Origin of the sequence: Streptomyces sp. NPDC005485 (assembly GCF_040606085.1) — a bacterium.
Lineage (GTDB): Bacteria > Actinomycetota > Actinomycetes > Streptomycetales > Streptomycetaceae > Streptomyces.
Map to the genome: position 1 here is coordinate 1 of NZ_JBEXDZ010000122.1, position 13,673 is coordinate 13,673.

Annotated in this window: 14 protein-coding genes; 7 read left to right on the forward strand and 7 right to left on the reverse strand. The window is 71.4% G+C overall.

What is annotated here, in order from left to right; all coding sequences use genetic code 11:
* Positions 1–121: 121 nt before the first annotated feature.
* Positions 122–496 (reverse strand): VOC family protein, encoded by a 375-nt coding sequence (locus ABZS97_RS31890; protein WP_356143319.1) that lies wholly within the window; start codon positions 494–496, stop codon positions 122–124.
* A 350-nt stretch (positions 497–846) separates the two neighbouring features.
* Between ABZS97_RS31890 and ABZS97_RS31895 the strand changes: the two genes are divergently transcribed.
* The 3 genes from ABZS97_RS31895 to ABZS97_RS31905 all read left to right on the forward strand — a co-directional run bounded on the left by ABZS97_RS31895 (position 847) and on the right by ABZS97_RS31905 (position 4,213).
* Positions 847–1,464, forward strand: coding sequence for a TOPRIM nucleotidyl transferase/hydrolase domain-containing protein (locus tag ABZS97_RS31895; protein WP_356143321.1), 618 nt, complete (start codon positions 847–849; stop codon positions 1,462–1,464).
* Positions 1,465–1,686: 222 nt separating this feature from the next.
* Positions 1,687–2,418, forward strand: coding sequence for a hypothetical protein (locus tag ABZS97_RS31900; protein WP_356143324.1), 732 nt, complete (start codon positions 1,687–1,689; stop codon positions 2,416–2,418).
* A gap of 445 nt (positions 2,419–2,863) precedes the next feature.
* Positions 2,864–4,213, forward strand: coding sequence for a glycosyltransferase family 39 protein (locus ABZS97_RS31905; RefSeq protein ID WP_356143326.1), 1,350 nt, complete (start codon positions 2,864–2,866; stop codon positions 4,211–4,213).
* Between the two features lie 85 nt (positions 4,214–4,298).
* On the opposite strand, the gene ABZS97_RS31910 is transcribed toward ABZS97_RS31905, so the two are convergent.
* Positions 4,299–5,033 carry a glycoside hydrolase family 75 protein gene (locus ABZS97_RS31910; protein ID WP_356143328.1) on the reverse strand — a complete coding sequence of 245 codons (735 nt, stop codon included), beginning with the start codon at positions 5,031–5,033 and terminating at the stop codon, positions 4,299–4,301.
* 353 nt (positions 5,034–5,386) lie between these two features.
* Between ABZS97_RS31910 and ABZS97_RS31915 the strand changes: the two genes are divergently transcribed.
* From ABZS97_RS31915 to ABZS97_RS31925, 3 genes are all read left to right on the forward strand, one after another.
* Positions 5,387–6,412 (forward strand): fibronectin type III domain-containing protein, encoded by a 1,026-nt coding sequence (locus ABZS97_RS31915; protein ID WP_356143330.1) that lies wholly within the window; start codon positions 5,387–5,389, stop codon positions 6,410–6,412.
* A 21-nt stretch (positions 6,413–6,433) separates the two neighbouring features.
* Complete coding sequence (locus ABZS97_RS31920; RefSeq protein ID WP_356143332.1) at positions 6,434–7,375, forward strand: LysR family transcriptional regulator; 942 nt, start codon at positions 6,434–6,436, stop codon at positions 7,373–7,375.
* 304 nt (positions 7,376–7,679) lie between these two features.
* Positions 7,680–8,222 (forward strand): hypothetical protein, encoded by a 543-nt coding sequence (locus tag ABZS97_RS31925; RefSeq protein WP_356143334.1) that lies wholly within the window; start codon positions 7,680–7,682, stop codon positions 8,220–8,222.
* A gap of 44 nt (positions 8,223–8,266) precedes the next feature.
* Here ABZS97_RS31925 and ABZS97_RS31930 read toward each other — a convergent pair whose 3' ends face one another.
* From ABZS97_RS31930 to ABZS97_RS31940, 3 genes are all read right to left on the reverse strand, one after another.
* Positions 8,267–8,812: a PadR family transcriptional regulator gene (locus tag ABZS97_RS31930; protein WP_356143336.1), complete on the reverse strand. Its 546-nt coding sequence runs from the start codon at positions 8,810–8,812 to the stop codon at positions 8,267–8,269.
* A gap of 143 nt (positions 8,813–8,955) precedes the next feature.
* The gene (locus tag ABZS97_RS31935; RefSeq protein ID WP_356143338.1) at positions 8,956–9,741 is read right to left on the reverse strand and encodes a putative protein N(5)-glutamine methyltransferase; all 786 of its coding nucleotides are present in this window, start codon (positions 9,739–9,741) and stop codon (positions 8,956–8,958) included.
* Between the two features lie 185 nt (positions 9,742–9,926).
* A complete protein-coding gene (locus ABZS97_RS31940) occupies positions 9,927–10,928 on the reverse strand; it encodes a hypothetical protein (protein ID WP_356143374.1) in 1,002 nt (333 codons plus the stop codon).
* Between the two features lie 200 nt (positions 10,929–11,128).
* Between ABZS97_RS31940 and ABZS97_RS31945 the strand changes: the two genes are divergently transcribed.
* Entirely contained in the window at positions 11,129–11,638 is a 510-nt protein-coding gene (locus ABZS97_RS31945) for a MarR family winged helix-turn-helix transcriptional regulator (protein ID WP_356143340.1), read from the forward strand.
* Positions 11,639–11,757: 119 nt separating this feature from the next.
* Here the strand turns inward: ABZS97_RS31945 and ABZS97_RS31950 are convergent, their stop codons facing one another.
* Together ABZS97_RS31950 and ABZS97_RS31955 are read right to left on the reverse strand one after the other, a co-directional pair.
* Positions 11,758–12,516, reverse strand: coding sequence for a GNAT family N-acetyltransferase (locus ABZS97_RS31950; protein ID WP_356143377.1), 759 nt, complete (start codon positions 12,514–12,516; stop codon positions 11,758–11,760).
* Between the two features lie 38 nt (positions 12,517–12,554).
* A complete protein-coding gene (locus ABZS97_RS31955) occupies positions 12,555–13,478 on the reverse strand; it encodes an NADP-dependent oxidoreductase (RefSeq protein ID WP_356143342.1) in 924 nt (307 codons plus the stop codon).
* Positions 13,479–13,673 lie beyond the last annotated feature (195 nt).

A 13,673-nucleotide genomic window follows, 5' to 3' on the forward strand; every position in this document is an offset into this window, starting at 1 on the left:
CTCGAACAGATGCTGCTTGCGGTACGCGGTGATCGGTTCGCCGTCGGCTGCGAAGACCAGCGTCTCGATGGCGGGCCGGTTCCCGCCCGTCGCGGAGTGCGGCGCCCGCCCGGTCTGCGGTCTACAGGTACGGGCGGGTGATCAGCTCGATCGCATGACCGGCGGGATCCTTGAAGTACACGCCTCGGCCACCGTGTTCATTGTTGATCTCGCCCGACCGTCGCATCTGGGGGTCGGCCCAGTGCTCGATGCCGCGATCGGACAACCGCCGGTATGCCCGATCGAACAGTTCGTCGTCGACCAGGAAGGCGTAGTGCTGCATCTGGATCTCCACCGGCGGCTCGGCGAACTGGAGCAACACGCCATCGGTGAGCTGAATGTTGGTGAACGGACCCCAGGACGGTGCTTCCGGAAGTTCCAGCAGTTCACGGAAGAACTGAGCCGACTCGTTACGGTCCTTGGTGGCGATGATGGTGTGATTGAACGTGACTGGCATTCGGCTGACCTCACTTGTGTACGACACGAAGAACGGACTCTCGGTGCAGAAGCACTGGGAGGTCCGCGTGCCGAAATGAGGGGGTGCGCTCTGTGCACCCGCCGTGCGATCAGTCCACCACCGGGTGGCCAATCCGTGCATGGCGTAGCGCCGGTCCGGTGTTCACGTCGACAGACCCTACCTGATCCCGAGATCGCCCCGACGCCGTAGCAGTGTGCCCAGTAAGGGAGTTGGGTGATGAGCGGAGCTTTCAGAGAGACTGCCGCCCCGGTGACGAGGGCGTCGGACAGGTCGTGTGGGGCCGTTGAATATCGCGTGCCGTGTCGTCGGTGAAGGTGCAGACTCGCTCCATGGCGGACATGCGGGCGTTCCGGGACGCGGTCGGCGGCTGGGCGAGCGGCGGTCCCGGCGGATCGGTGCGTGAACTGGCTGTGCGACTGGGCGTGCGGACGGCGGTCCTGCTGGAGGGGCCCAGCGACCTCGCGGCCGTCGAGGCGCTGGCCGTACGGCGTGGCCGCGACCTTGCCGCCGAGGGGGTGTGCGTCGTGTCGATGGGCGGGGCGATGAGCATCGGCCGGTACGCCGGCCTCCTGGGGCCGCCCGGCCTCGGCCTGCGCCTGGCAGGACTGTGCGACGAGGGCGAGCAGCGCTTCTACGACCGCGGGCTGAAGCGGGCGCAGGCGCCGCACCGTGGCTTCTTCGTCTGCGTGAGGGACCTGGAGGACGAGCTCATCCGCGCGCTGGGCACGGCAGGCGTCGAGGAGATCGTCCGGGCCGAGGGCGACCTCCGCGCCTGGCAGACCTTCCTGCGCCAGCCCGCGCAGCACGACCGGCCCCGGCAGCAGCAGTTGCGGCGTTTCCTCGGCACGAAGAAGGGCCGCAAGATCCGCTACGGCCGTCTCCTCGTCGAGGCCCTTGACCCCGCGCGCGTACCGGCCCCGCTCGACGGCCTCCTCACGAGCCTCTGAGTTCCGCCAAGAGACAGTAAAACTACAGATGAGACGGGTTGCTTTGACCGAGCTTTGGTCAATTGGACATCTGTTCGTGGCCTCCGGACCCCTAGGGTCTGCCCGGGCCCGCTGATCTTCCGGCCCCGCCTGCCCGGCTTCCGGACGCCCCCGTACACACGGGAGCCTCGTCTCCCAGCCCCACCCGGCGCGGCGCAACTGTGCAACTTCCCAAGGATTCCGATGCGTCTCTCCTCCCGCACTTTCGCGGTCTTCGCCGCCGCGGCACTCCCGCTGGTCCTGGCGGCCTGCTCCTCCGGTTCCACCAGCTCCTCGGCGGGCACGAGCCCCTCCGCGAAGCCGGCCAAGCCCAAGGACCCCAACGCCGGCCTGCTGACGGGTACGCAGCTGAAGGCAGCCCTGGCGCCCGCGTCGTACTTCCCGTCCGGGTTCGCCGCCGACGCGAGCCTCTCCCGGGACACCGGCGACACCTACCAGGCCCCGGCCACCAAGAGCGCCGCCAAGCCCCGCTGCGCCGACCTCGATGCCACGAGTTGGATCAGCCTCACCGGCGTGGAGGGCGTGTCGTTCGCGCAGAACTCCTACATCAGCAAGGCGTCCGGTGAGCTCGACCAGGAGATCGACGTCTACCGTGGCACGGCCTCGACGGAGGTGATGAAGGGCTTGGCGAAGGTCGTCGCCGCATGCCCGAGCTATACGGACACCGACACCCACAGCAAGGTGACGGTCACCGGCGCCTCCGCGGCCGGGCTCGGGGACGACGCGTACGCCATCACCCTCAGCGACAGCACTTGGGACAACGGCACCACCCTGATCGCCGCCCGTGTGGGCACGGCCGTCGTCAGCGTGCTGTCCACCGACGGCAGCGACAACGGCGCCGCGAGTGCCAAGAAGCTGACCGTACAGGTCGTGGCGTCGCTCAAGGCGAAGAGCGACACGGCGAAGCAGGGCTGACCGCCCGCCGCCGACCGCACCGCACTGACCCGCCGGGCACGCCTGGGCAGGACCCTCCGGTCCGCAGCACCATGTCGTTCCCGGCGGGCAGGCACCGGCCTGCACAAGTGACGGCGTCGCCGCAGGGGCGTCCGCGATGCTCCGCCTCATGCCCCATCAGGTTGCGCAGGCGACTACCACTCAAGGCGTACGCCCTACGACCCACGCCGGGCTCGCGGTAGTTCCTGCGACGCAACTCCGGAGTCGCCATTGCAGGTGACGACCGTGATCATCCCGCGGCCTAGCGTGTTGCACGTGATCGGGAGCGTGCTGCGGCCGCCCGAGTTCGGTCACTTCCTTCACGCTGCCCCGGAGTTTTGTCATGCCCAGAACATGTTTTGCCGCGTGGGTGCCACCGGCCCTCACATTCCTTCTCGGTTCCTGGGGGCTCAGGCGCGAGAACAGCATGTGGCGTGACGAGGCGGCGACGTGGGAGGCGGCCCATCGGACCGTCCCCGAAATCTGGCACCTGCTGGGCCGGGCCGACGTGGTCCACGGCCTCTACTACTTCTTCATGCACGGCGTTTTCGCGATCTTCGGCGACAGCCTCCTCACTCTGCGGCTGCCCTCCGTGCTGGCCATGACCGGCGCCGCCGCCCTGATCACCCGCCTGGCCTGCCAACTGGCCGGGAAGTACACGGGAGTGGCCGCGGGCCTGGCATTCGCCCTCCTCCCCGCGATCCAGCAGTACGCGCAGGAGGGGCGCCCGTACGCGCTGGTGACCGCCTGCGTGGCGCTGGCCTGCCGGCTGCTCGTCGCCGCCGTCGCCGGCCGAGGCCCGGGGCCAGGGCGCTGGGCGGCGTACAGCGCGGTGATGCTGTTGGCCGCACTGCTCAACTGGTTCTCTCTCCTGGTGCTGTTCGCACACGCCGTGACGATCGCCCTCGCCCGCCCGCCTCGCGCGACCGTCCTGCGATGGGCAGTCGCCGCATGCGCCGCCGTACTGGGCGCGTTACCCCTGATCGTGGCGAGCAGGGCCCAGTCGGGGCAGGTCGCCTGGATCCCCCCGGTCAAACCGGGGACGCTGGTCGGCCTCCTGGCGACGCTGGTCGCGGGCACGCTCTGTGCATGGCTCATACGATCAGGAGCGGTCGGCCGGGCCCACCGCGGCACCCGGATCTCGCTCACCACGCTCGCCCTGCCCCTGCTCGCGACTCCTCCGCTGCTGCTCCTCGCCGTCTCTCTGTCCCGCCCTGTCTACCTGGATCGCTACGTCCTGTTCGGCAACCTCGGACTTGCCCTGCTCATCGGTGGAGCGTGCCACGCACTCGCCGTCCGCATCCGGACATCGCCCCGGCGGACGATCGCCACCATCACGGCTCTGGCCTTCCTCGGACTGCTCCCCGTCCAGCTGACCCTGCGCAGCGCGAGCGGCCGGATCGACGACGTGCTGGCCACGGCCGCCAACGTCGCCGCGGTCCGTGAACAGGGTGACGCGGTGCTGTACATACCCTCGGCACGTCGCGACACCGCCCTGGTCTCACCCGCCGAATTCGCCGGACTCAATGACGTGGCACTGGTCAAGGACCCGCTGGCATCCGGCACCCTGAGCGGCAGGGAAGGCACACCGCGCCAGATAGCGAAGGCCATGCTGACCGCACGCCGCATCGTGGTCGTCACCGACGCGAGCGCGTCGTCCGCCGCCACGGCGCGCGACCGGACCAAGCAGCGCATCCTCAAGGCGTACTTCGCCCGCCGCTCCGAGACAAGCGAACGCGGCCGCAAAGTCGTGGTCTACCAACGCCGCCCCCGCTGAGCCGCGATCACCCGCCGTCAGGCCGTCACCGCCCGGGCACGGGTGGAGCAACCGGGCCCGCGGTGGCCCTTCGGGTGGAGGTCGATCAGTTCTCCTTCAAGAACTTCCGCGCCAGCGCGTCGCCCTGTTTCACCGCGGCTCGGTGGCTCTCGATCGGCGAGACCTCCGAGCCCTTGAACAGGAGATAGGTGACGCCGCCGGATGTTCCGCCGCCGCGCGGATCGGGGCGGATGCCGAGGGCCTTGGCGGTGGCGTACGAGGCCTCGCCGATGATGTCGCGGGGGCCCGTGTCGCCCACGACCGCGTACTGGACGCGGTCCTTGTAGATCACGGCAGCCACCGCGCCGCCACGGACGTCGTGGTCACGGTGGTTCCAGATCCGGCTGGCAGCGGGCACGACGACATACGGGAGCCTCTCGGCACTCAGGTGACGGCCGTCGGACTGCTGGTAGGCCGTGGTGGAGGAGAAGAGGGGGTCGGTGCGCCGGTTGCAGCGCACCCCGGCCCGGCCGTCGCAGTCGATGTCCATGTCGGCTTTCCAGAACACGGCGCCCCGCTTGCCACAGACGGGGATGTCGGCGCGGGTGCCCTCGTCGCTGCGGTAGCGCCCCTTCGACACGGGGATACAGCCACGCACCTTGGCCAGCAGCTCCGCGGCTCCGACCGTGCCTTCGCGCGCCACCGGTGCGTGATGCGGGCGGGCGACGGCGACGGGAACGGGGCCCGACCCCGGTCCGGTGAGGCCGGCTGCCGAGGCATGCATGGTGGGGGCGAGCAGAGCGGCACCGGCCGCGGCCAGCGTGAGCGACTGGACACGCACGATAAGGGACCCTCTCCTGGGGGACATTGACGGGCACTCACCCAAACCTGGGGGGTATCTGACGGTGCGTCCACCGGAAGGGGGCCGGACGGTGCACGGGGGCAGGTCCCTGTCGGCGGAGTTCCGTCGGGCGCCCGGAGGCGGACTCCGTGCGGCCGAGGGCCGAAGCCGCACTCGGCTCCGGCCACTCGACCGCTCTCGCCGGCGCGGGATCTGCGACGACAGCGGTCCGCGCCGAGGGCATGAACTCCCCTGGGTAGAGGGCGAGTTCACGCCGCGTCAGGGATCAGCATACGTAGCCCGCGAGCGGTCCGGCGAACAGCCTCCACCCTCTTGATGCGAGCGCGTCAACGATGTCCAATAGGTACAGACCAATCCCGGTGAAGGGAGGCACGGCCGTGCGACGTGTTCCCGCCGCGGTCCTCTGCGGCTCACTGCTCGCTGTGGCGTCCTGCGGTTGGGGCGGCACGGACGACGGCCGGGGGGTCCACTTGCCCTCGGCTCCGATGGGGGTCACCGCGGCGGCGGGCAGCGCGACCAGCGTGCACGTCATGTGGAACCGGGCGACCGGCGACCCGCATGTGACCCGGTACGAGGTGTATCGCGGCACCACGAAGGTCAAGGAAGTGCCTGGTGGAGAGCACATGGTGGACATCACCAGGCTCACGCCGTCCACGGCCTACGTCTTCACGGTCAGGGCCCTCGACGCCGACGGAAACGCCGGCCCGCCCAGTGAACAGGTGCGCGCCACGACACCGGCGGCGGTCGCGGCCGACCGCACGCCCCCGACGCGCCCCGGCCGGCTGCACGGCACGGCGGTCGGAAGCCGGGCGGCCCAGCTGTCCTGGGCGAAGTCGACGGACGACCGGGGTGTGGCGTCGTACGACATCTATCAGGGCGCCTCGAAGATCCACAGCGTCGGCGGGGGCCTGACCGCGACCGTCGTCACGGGCCTGCGGCCGGGCGCCCATTACTCCTTCACCGTGCGGGCGCGCGACGCGGCGGACAACGTCTCGCCAGCGAGCGACGCGGTCCGGCTCACCACCGCGCCCGGCTCGGACGACGGACGGGGCACGGCGCCCACCGGCTTTCGCGCGATGACCCATCGCGCGCAGGGGGCCTACTACCTGGACCTGTCGTGGGTGCCGCCGCGCGTCGACGGCGTGATCACGGAGTATCAGATCCACCTCGACGGGCAGCCCGCCACCTCGCTCGTCTGGGGCGGCACGGCACCCAGTGGCAAGGCCACCTACAGCTTCTACGTGGGGCGGGACGCCGGAGTCGTGCACCGGGTGCGGATCCGGGCGAAGCTGCCGGACGGGACGTGGGGCGGGTTCACGGCGGAACGGACGGTGACCACCGGCGGTGACCACCGATAGCGCGAGCGTAGGGTGGCGCCCATGGCCCATAAGGAACCGAATGGCCTGCCCGGCGTCGGCGCTCCGCTGGATCTGTCGCAGCTGCGCACCTTCCTCGCCGTCCACCGCGCCGGGTCGTTCACGGCGGCCGCGCGAGTGCTGGGCCTGTCCCAGCCGACGGTGACGATGCAGATGCGTGCGTTGGAGGAGCAGTTGGGCCGGGAGCTCTTCGAGCGTCGGCCGCGCGGAGTGGTACCCACGTCGGTGGCGGACGAGCTGGCCGCGCAGGTCGCCGCGCCGCTCGACGCGCTCGCGGTGGTCGCGGACCGCGGCGGGTCCGGACCCGATCAGCCGCCGGACCCGGTCCATCTCGCCGGTCCGGCGGAGATGCTGTGCACGCTGGCGCTGCCCGCACTGGCACCGCTGACCGCCCAGGGCGTACGGCTACGGGTCTCCACCGGACTGACCGACGACCTCCTGGAGGGGTTGCGCGGCGGCCGCTTCGACCTGGTGATCGCCACGAGCCGACCACGCGGCCGCACCCTGACATCGGTGGCCCTCTCTGACGAGGAGTTCGTGCTGGTCGCCCCGCCCGAGTGGGCCGAGCGCATCGGTCCCGCCCGGGTGGCCGCCGACGGTCCCGCCGCCCTGCACGGCGTTCCCCTGGTGACGTACGCGGAGGATCTGCCCATCGCCCGCCGCTACTGGCGGCATGTGTTCGGCGTCCGGCTCAGTGGCCAGGCGGCGATCACGGTGCCCGACCTGCGGGGTGTCCTTGCGGCGGTCGTCGCCGGCGCCGGGATCAGCGTGCTCCCCCGCTACCTCTGCCTCGCCGAGCTGGCCTCGGGTGCCCTGGTGCAGCTGCTGTCCCCCGAGGACCCGCCGATCAACACCGCGTACGTCACCCGGCGCCCCGGGATACCGGAGAACCCGCATGTGGTGCTCGTACAGGAGCGACTCCTCCAGGCGGGCCGCGGCTGGTGACACACGGGCCCACCACGGCTCGTGCCGCGCCGCCCGGCCCCGAGACGGCCGGTGTCCAGTCGAGCGTGAGCGTCTGAGCCACGGCGCGTCGCGTTCGCCGTGAGAGCCCCCGGACGTCGGCCATGAGCGTCGGCTGTCAGCCGGCGTCCGGCGGCCGGACGAAGGAATCCGTCACCTGCCCGGGCTCTCCCCGCGTGCGGGCCCGGCCGGGGGCGCGTTGGCTCTTCCTGAGGCAGCACGGGCGTTTCCCAATCCTCGGCGGGCATAGGACGTACCGCCAACCGTGCCGTTGGAGGGCAGTCCTGTGCGTACTACTCAGATACTTCTCCGCTCCGGCCTGACCGTGGCCGCGGCCGCCGCGCTTCCGCTCGCCCTGGCCGTTCCGTCGGCGCTCGCCTCGGGGTCAGGGATCTCGGTGAGCACCAGCGGGACTTCGGTTTCGGTCACTACCAGCGCGTGTTCCAGCATGGCCACCGACGGCAGTTTCGGCAGTGCCGCGCTGCTGTCGAGTGGTCAGGCGAACTTCGCGCAAGGGCGCCAGGCGACTCTGTCCGGGACCAGCACGGCGCAGTCGGCCTCATGGTCGAACGTGAGCGCCGGGACTTACACTGTCATCGTGCTGTGCACGGACAAGTCGACGGCCGGCACCCAGTCCATCATCGTCTCGACCCCCACGATCTCCGCGACAGCCACCGCCTCGCCCTCGCGCGGGGTCATGGGCGGTCTCGGCGGAGCCGCCAAGGACTACGGCACCGCCACCCTCGCGGGTGGAGGGGCCCTGGTGGCCGCGGGTGCCGTGGCGACGGCCTGGTTCCTGCGCCGGCGGGCCAAGCCCCACCGGCTCTGATCACTCGTGGCGTCGGCGGCCGTCCCCTCCCCGGGGGCGGCCGCCTACTCGTGCGCGGGAAGTTGTCCGAACTCGATCAGGGCGTGCGTCAGCCACTGGATCCAGAAGGTCTCCAGGTCGATACCTGCGCGCAGGACGAGGTGGTGCAGACGGTCCTGGGGGTCGTCCTTGCCGGGCGGGAAGTCCCGCTGCTGGATCTCCTCGTACTCGGCCAGTTGCCGCTGGTGGAGGGTGAGATGGCGGCGCAGGTCGGCCTCGATGCCGGTGGTGCCGACGACGGCTGCCGCCCGCAGGCGCAGCAGCAAGGTGTCCCGCAGGGGTTTGGGGTCCTGGCCGGCGGCGGTCCAGCGGGCCAGTTCGTCGCGGCCCGCGGCGAGCACCTCGTAACTCTTCTTCTGGCCTCGGGCGGGCTGTTCGGCGGGCAGGGCGCGGATGTGTCCTTCCGCCTCCAGCTTGCCCAGCTCGCGATAGATCTGCTGATGCGTCGCCGACCAGAAGTAGCCGATCGACTTGTCGAACCGCCGGGTCAGCTCAAGGCCGGACGACGGTTTCTCTAGCAGAGCGGTGAGGATCGCGTGCGGGAGGGACATGGGGTCATCCTAGGGACGGCTCGTATGCGCCCTTGCAGGGCGCCTTCCCCTTCGCCCGCCAGGTCGGCACGGCCACCGGACCGTCGTGGCCACCGGGTCGTCATGGAACGCCTGCGCCCCTCCCGCTCGCGCACCTCGAGTCCCTAGCCGCGCGTTCCGATCACGACATGGGCGTACAGCTCCTGCGAGACGGCAAGCCGGGCCGTGAGGCCGTTGCGGGTGAACGTGTCGAGGGCGGCGGAGGCCTGGCGTTCGCTCGTCTCGACGAACAGGGAGCCGCCGGGTGCCAGCCATGCGGGCGCCTCGGCCGCGACCCGGCGCAGGATGTCGAGGCCGTCCGCGCCTCCGTCGAGGGCGACCAGGGGTTCGTGGTCGCGGGCCTCGGGCGGCAGGAGGCCGACCTTGTCGGTGGGGACGTAGGGCACGTTGGCCGCCAGGAGGTCGACGCGGCCGCGCAACGTGTCGGGCAGCGCCGCGAACAGGTCGCCCTCGTGGACCCGACCGCCGTACGCGGCGATGTTGCGGCGGGCGCAGACCACCGCGGCGGGGTCGATGTCGGCGGCGTGCAGCTCGGGCCCGCCGAGCGACACGGCCAACGCGGCGCCCACGGCACCCGAGCCGCAGCACAGGTCCACGACGAGGGATGCGGCGCGCCCGAGGGCGAGGGCCTGGTCGACGAGGAACTCCGTGCGACGCCGGGGGACGAAGACGCCGGGCTCCACGGTGACGCGCAGGCCGTGGAACTCGGCCCAGCCGACGACGTGTTCGAGCGGCAGTCCCGCGACGCGCCGGTCGACCATGGCGGCGGCCTCGTCCGGGGTGCGGGCGGTGGAGAGGATCAACTCCGCCTCGTCCTCGGCGAAGACACAGCCTGCGGAGCGGAGCGCGGCGACGACCGAAGCGGGGGAATCGGAGGAGACAGGGGGCATGGAAGCCGAGGGCCTTTCGAAGATCCGAAGGGCGCTCTCGCGGTCACCTACACGCGGTGAGCCGTGTTGCCTTGAGGAGAGAGCACCCGACCTGACACAGCGGTAATGGGTCTCACCTCCTCGGCAACTGCGCGGCTGGGACGCTCCACAGCCGGGACGGCCACATTACAGGAACGATCAGCCGTTCAGACGGCGACCGTCTCCTCCAGTTCGGCTTCCTCCTCGGCGTCCTGCGGTTCGGCGGACTGCCGCTCGGTCACGGTCTCCTCGTGTACGGCGCCACGGGCGCGCACGCGCTCCACGGCGCCGGCGACGGCGGTGACGAACAGGCCGACGGCGAGCCAGGCGACGAGCGTCCAGATGTTGCCGGTGAGGCCGTTCCCGTCGAAGTACAGGAGACTGCGCGCGCCCTCGACGAAGCCGGCGCCGTTCCAGAAGGCGTGCAGGGTGCCGAAGAAGCCGTTCTGCAGCTCGGGCCGGAACAGGCCCCCGGAGCTGGTGAAGTTGAGCATCACGAAGAGCACCATCATCGCGAGCGTGGTCCAGCGCTTGAGGAAGGTGTGCAGCCCGACGCCGACGAAGAGAATGCCCGCGGAGTAGAGCCAGCTCATCCCCCACAGGCCGGTGAGGTCGTGGTGGGCGAGGTGGAAGACGGGCCCGGCGAGCAGCGCGCCGATGCCGCTGACGACACCGGAAACGCCGACGGCCAGCAGCGCCCGCACCCGCAGGGGCAGCCCCCCGCCCGCTGCGCCGAGAGCGGCGACGGACGCGTACGAGCCGATGCTCAGCGCGATGAGCAGGAAGAACAGACCCTGGCCCGTGGGGTCGTCGTCGACCGGCGGGGCGACGTCGGTGATCTTCAGCGGTATGCCCTGCTGGGCCGCGAGGGGCGTGAAGACCTTCTCTACGGCGGTGGCACCCATGTCGGAGGCGGCCGTGGCGACGACGAGCTCGGGCGCCTTGGCGTCGAGGACGTAGGCGCCGGTGATGTCACGGGACTTGAGCAGGTCGACCGCGGCGGGGCGGCCAGCGACGGTCCGCACGTCGAGGGCGTCCCCGGCCTTGTCCTTGACGGTCTGCGCGAACACCTTCGCCTCGGGGCCGGAGCCGACGACGGCGACGGGCAGGTGGTTCGGCTCGGGGGTGACGAACGCACCCATGTAGGCAAGCCCCATACCGAGGCACATCAGCAGTGGGGTGATCAGGTGGGTGAGCACATGCCGCAGCGCGGGTGATCGGGTACCGGCGGCCGCTCCCGGAGCGGCGCTGTGGATCTCGGGACTCCCGGCCCGGTGACTGGCGGACATGGTCACGACCTCCATTGGTTGGCTTATACAACTCCTGCTTCCAGTTGTACTATACAACCAACGGAGTGAGGAGGTGCCCCATGAAGTCGGCCGAGAAGCCCGATGAGAGCGTTGTCACTGATCAGGACGGCGCGGTCGGGACCGCCGATGAGGCCGTCGAGACGATTCAGCGCGAGATGACGGCCTTCGCCCGGCGTGCCAGGGCCTCTGCGGGGCGTATGCACCCGGAGCTGTCGCTGGTGTCCTACACGCTGCTCGGTCATCTGGAGGAGAGCGGCGGCTGCCGGGCCACCGACCTGGCGGCGCACTACGCGCTGGACAAGTCCACGGTGAGCCGGCAGGTGGCCGCATTGGAGCGCGCCGGGCTCATCGAACGGCGCCTCGACCCGGAGGACCACCGCGTACAGGTGCTGCATCTCACGGACGCCGGCGGTCGGATCCTCGCGCAGGTCACCGAGAGCCGCCGGGGCGCCTTCCGGGAACGTCTGGAGGGCTGGCCCGAGGACGACCTCGCCCGCTTCGCGGCGTACCTGTTGCGGTACAACGCGGCGGCCACGCAGACACCCCTCAGGGATGCGGCAACGGACTGAGCGGCCGTGCCGGGGCGCACACGGCCCCTCGCGGAACCTCAGCGGGCGCCGGGACTCCCGGACACCCCGGGCGCAGGAAGGGTGCGCCGTCCGTCGCGATCCCCGGCGCCTCGCCGCCGTCAGACGCCCACGGCCCGCCCGTCCTCCAGGTGCTCGGGCACGCGTGCCGCGAGGAAGCGGGTGGTGCGGCGCAGCCGGAAGCCCAGGGCCTCGTAGAGCCGGATCGCATTGGTGTTGCTCGCGGCGGCGTGCAGGAAGGGGGTCTCGCCGCGCTCGCGGATGCCGTGCGCGACGGCCAGCATCAGCCGTGTCGCCAGGCCCTCGCCCCGAAAGTCGGGGTCGGTGCAGACGGCGCTGATCTCGGTCCAGCCCGGCGGGTGCAGCCGCTCCCCCGCCATCGCGACGAGCACACCGCCCCGGCGTATCCCCAGGTAGGTGCCGAGTTCGACGGTGCGCGGCAGGAAGGGGCCGGGTCTGGTCCGCTCGACCAGGTCCATCATGTCGGGGACGTCGGCGGCCCCGAGCCGGACGGCCTCGGCGTCCGGTGCCGCGGCCAGGCCGTCGTCGACGAGCTGCACACCGTCCAGGTCGAAGGTCAGCTCCCAGCCGTCCGGGGTCTGCCCGCGGAACCCGGCGAGCGGGGCATCGGCGCCGGGGCCCACGAGAGCCGCGAGGTCGGCCCAGTCGTCGGCGTCGGGCTCGTCGGGCAGAGCCAGCCAGGGCGACACGTCGACGGGATAGCGCAGCACCCGGCCCCGCCGCTCGGCGAAGCCGGCGTGCGGACCGGTCAGCGAGGCGAGCGCGGGATTGTCCAGCGGATGACGCCCGGAACCCGACGGGACAGCCGGCACGGTGATCGCCCCGCCGCCCGACGCCATGGCCGACGCCCTGTCGGAGGTACCGCTCGATGCGTTGCTCATATCGCGACCTCGATCACGATCTTGCCGCGGGCGTGGCCGTCCTCGACGGTCCGCAGCGCCTCGGCGGCCCCTTCCAGGGGGAACGACTGCGTGACGAACGGCCGGAGCCTGCCGTCCACCACCAGCTTCGCCACCTCGTCGAGTACGGCCGCGGTGCGGGCGCGCGCCACGCGGGCGCCGCCCAGACGTTCCGCCGCCTCCTGGGACGCCCCCGCGGTGATCAGCTTCGTGCGGTCGGTGAGCAGCGTGGCGGCTTCTTCGAGTACGCCGTCGCCGACGAGGTCGAACACCGCGTCGACGCCCTCCGGTGCCGCCGCCCGCACCCGCTCGGCCAGGCCGGGCCCCGACGGCACGTGCACGGCGCCGAGCGACTCCACGAAGTCCTTCTTGCCGTCACTCGCCACACCGATCACACGCACCCCGTAGGCACGGGCGATCTGGACGGCCGCGACACCCACGCCGCCGCCCGCCCCGGTGATCAGCACAGTGGCCCCCGAAGGCAGGTCCAGCTGACGCACCCCGTCGTACGCGGTCGCCGCGGCCACCGGCAGGGCGGCGGCGTCCACGAACGACAGCGCCGCCGGCTTGTGCGCGGTGACGGCCACGGGCAGCACGGCGTAGGTGGCGTAGCCCCCGGCGACCGGGTTGCCGAAGACCTCGTCGCCGACCGCGAACCCGCTCACGTCGGCGCCGACCTCCTCGACGACACCGGCGACCTCGTTGCCGAAGACGGCGGGCAGCTCGCGAGCGGGGCCGCCGGGGCGGCGGTAGCCGGTGCGCTGCTTCCAGTCGACGGGATTCACGCCCGCCGCGCGCACGGCGACCAGGACCTGACCGGGGCCGGGACCCGGCCGGGTCTGCTCCACCAGTGCCTCGGTCTCCGGACCGCCGTACCGCGTGAAGACGTACGCCTTGGGCATGTGCTCCCTCACTCTCGTTCGCCGCCACCGAATGTATGGGCCATCGTTCGGGGCACTAGAGGCAAGGAAGATCACGGCACGGCTATTCCCGGCCCGTCGAAGCGTTCACGCCGCCGCAATGATCGGGAGCCGGCGCCCCCCTGTGCAGGGAGTGGCGTCCGCTTCCGCGTACCGTGGAGTGTGTACGCGGCGTCC

Coding starts and splice junctions, on each gene's coding strand:
- ABZS97_RS31940 (WP_356143374.1), bottom strand. CDS start 10,928: ATGTGCCTCGGTATGGGGCTTGCCTACATGGGTGCGTTCGTCACCCCC.
- ABZS97_RS31935 (WP_356143338.1), bottom strand. CDS start 9,741: ATGCCCCCTGTCTCCTCCGATTCCCCCGCTTCGGTCGTCGCCGCGCTC.
- ABZS97_RS31955 (WP_356143342.1), bottom strand. CDS start 13,478: ATGCCCAAGGCGTACGTCTTCACGCGGTACGGCGGTCCGGAGACCGAG.
- ABZS97_RS31915 (WP_356143330.1), top strand. CDS start 5,387: ATGTCCAATAGGTACAGACCAATCCCGGTGAAGGGAGGCACGGCCGTG.
- ABZS97_RS31945 (WP_356143340.1), top strand. CDS start 11,129: ATGAAGTCGGCCGAGAAGCCCGATGAGAGCGTTGTCACTGATCAGGAC.
- ABZS97_RS31890 (WP_356143319.1), bottom strand. CDS start 496: ATGCCAGTCACGTTCAATCACACCATCATCGCCACCAAGGACCGTAAC.
- ABZS97_RS31900 (WP_356143324.1), top strand. CDS start 1,687: ATGCGTCTCTCCTCCCGCACTTTCGCGGTCTTCGCCGCCGCGGCACTC.
- ABZS97_RS31920 (WP_356143332.1), top strand. CDS start 6,434: ATGGCCCATAAGGAACCGAATGGCCTGCCCGGCGTCGGCGCTCCGCTG.
- ABZS97_RS31905 (WP_356143326.1), top strand. CDS start 2,864: ATGTGGCGTGACGAGGCGGCGACGTGGGAGGCGGCCCATCGGACCGTC.
- ABZS97_RS31950 (WP_356143377.1), bottom strand. CDS start 12,516: ATGGCGTCGGGCGGCGGGGCGATCACCGTGCCGGCTGTCCCGTCGGGT.
- ABZS97_RS31895 (WP_356143321.1), top strand. CDS start 847: ATGGCGGACATGCGGGCGTTCCGGGACGCGGTCGGCGGCTGGGCGAGC.
- ABZS97_RS31930 (WP_356143336.1), bottom strand. CDS start 8,812: ATGTCCCTCCCGCACGCGATCCTCACCGCTCTGCTAGAGAAACCGTCG.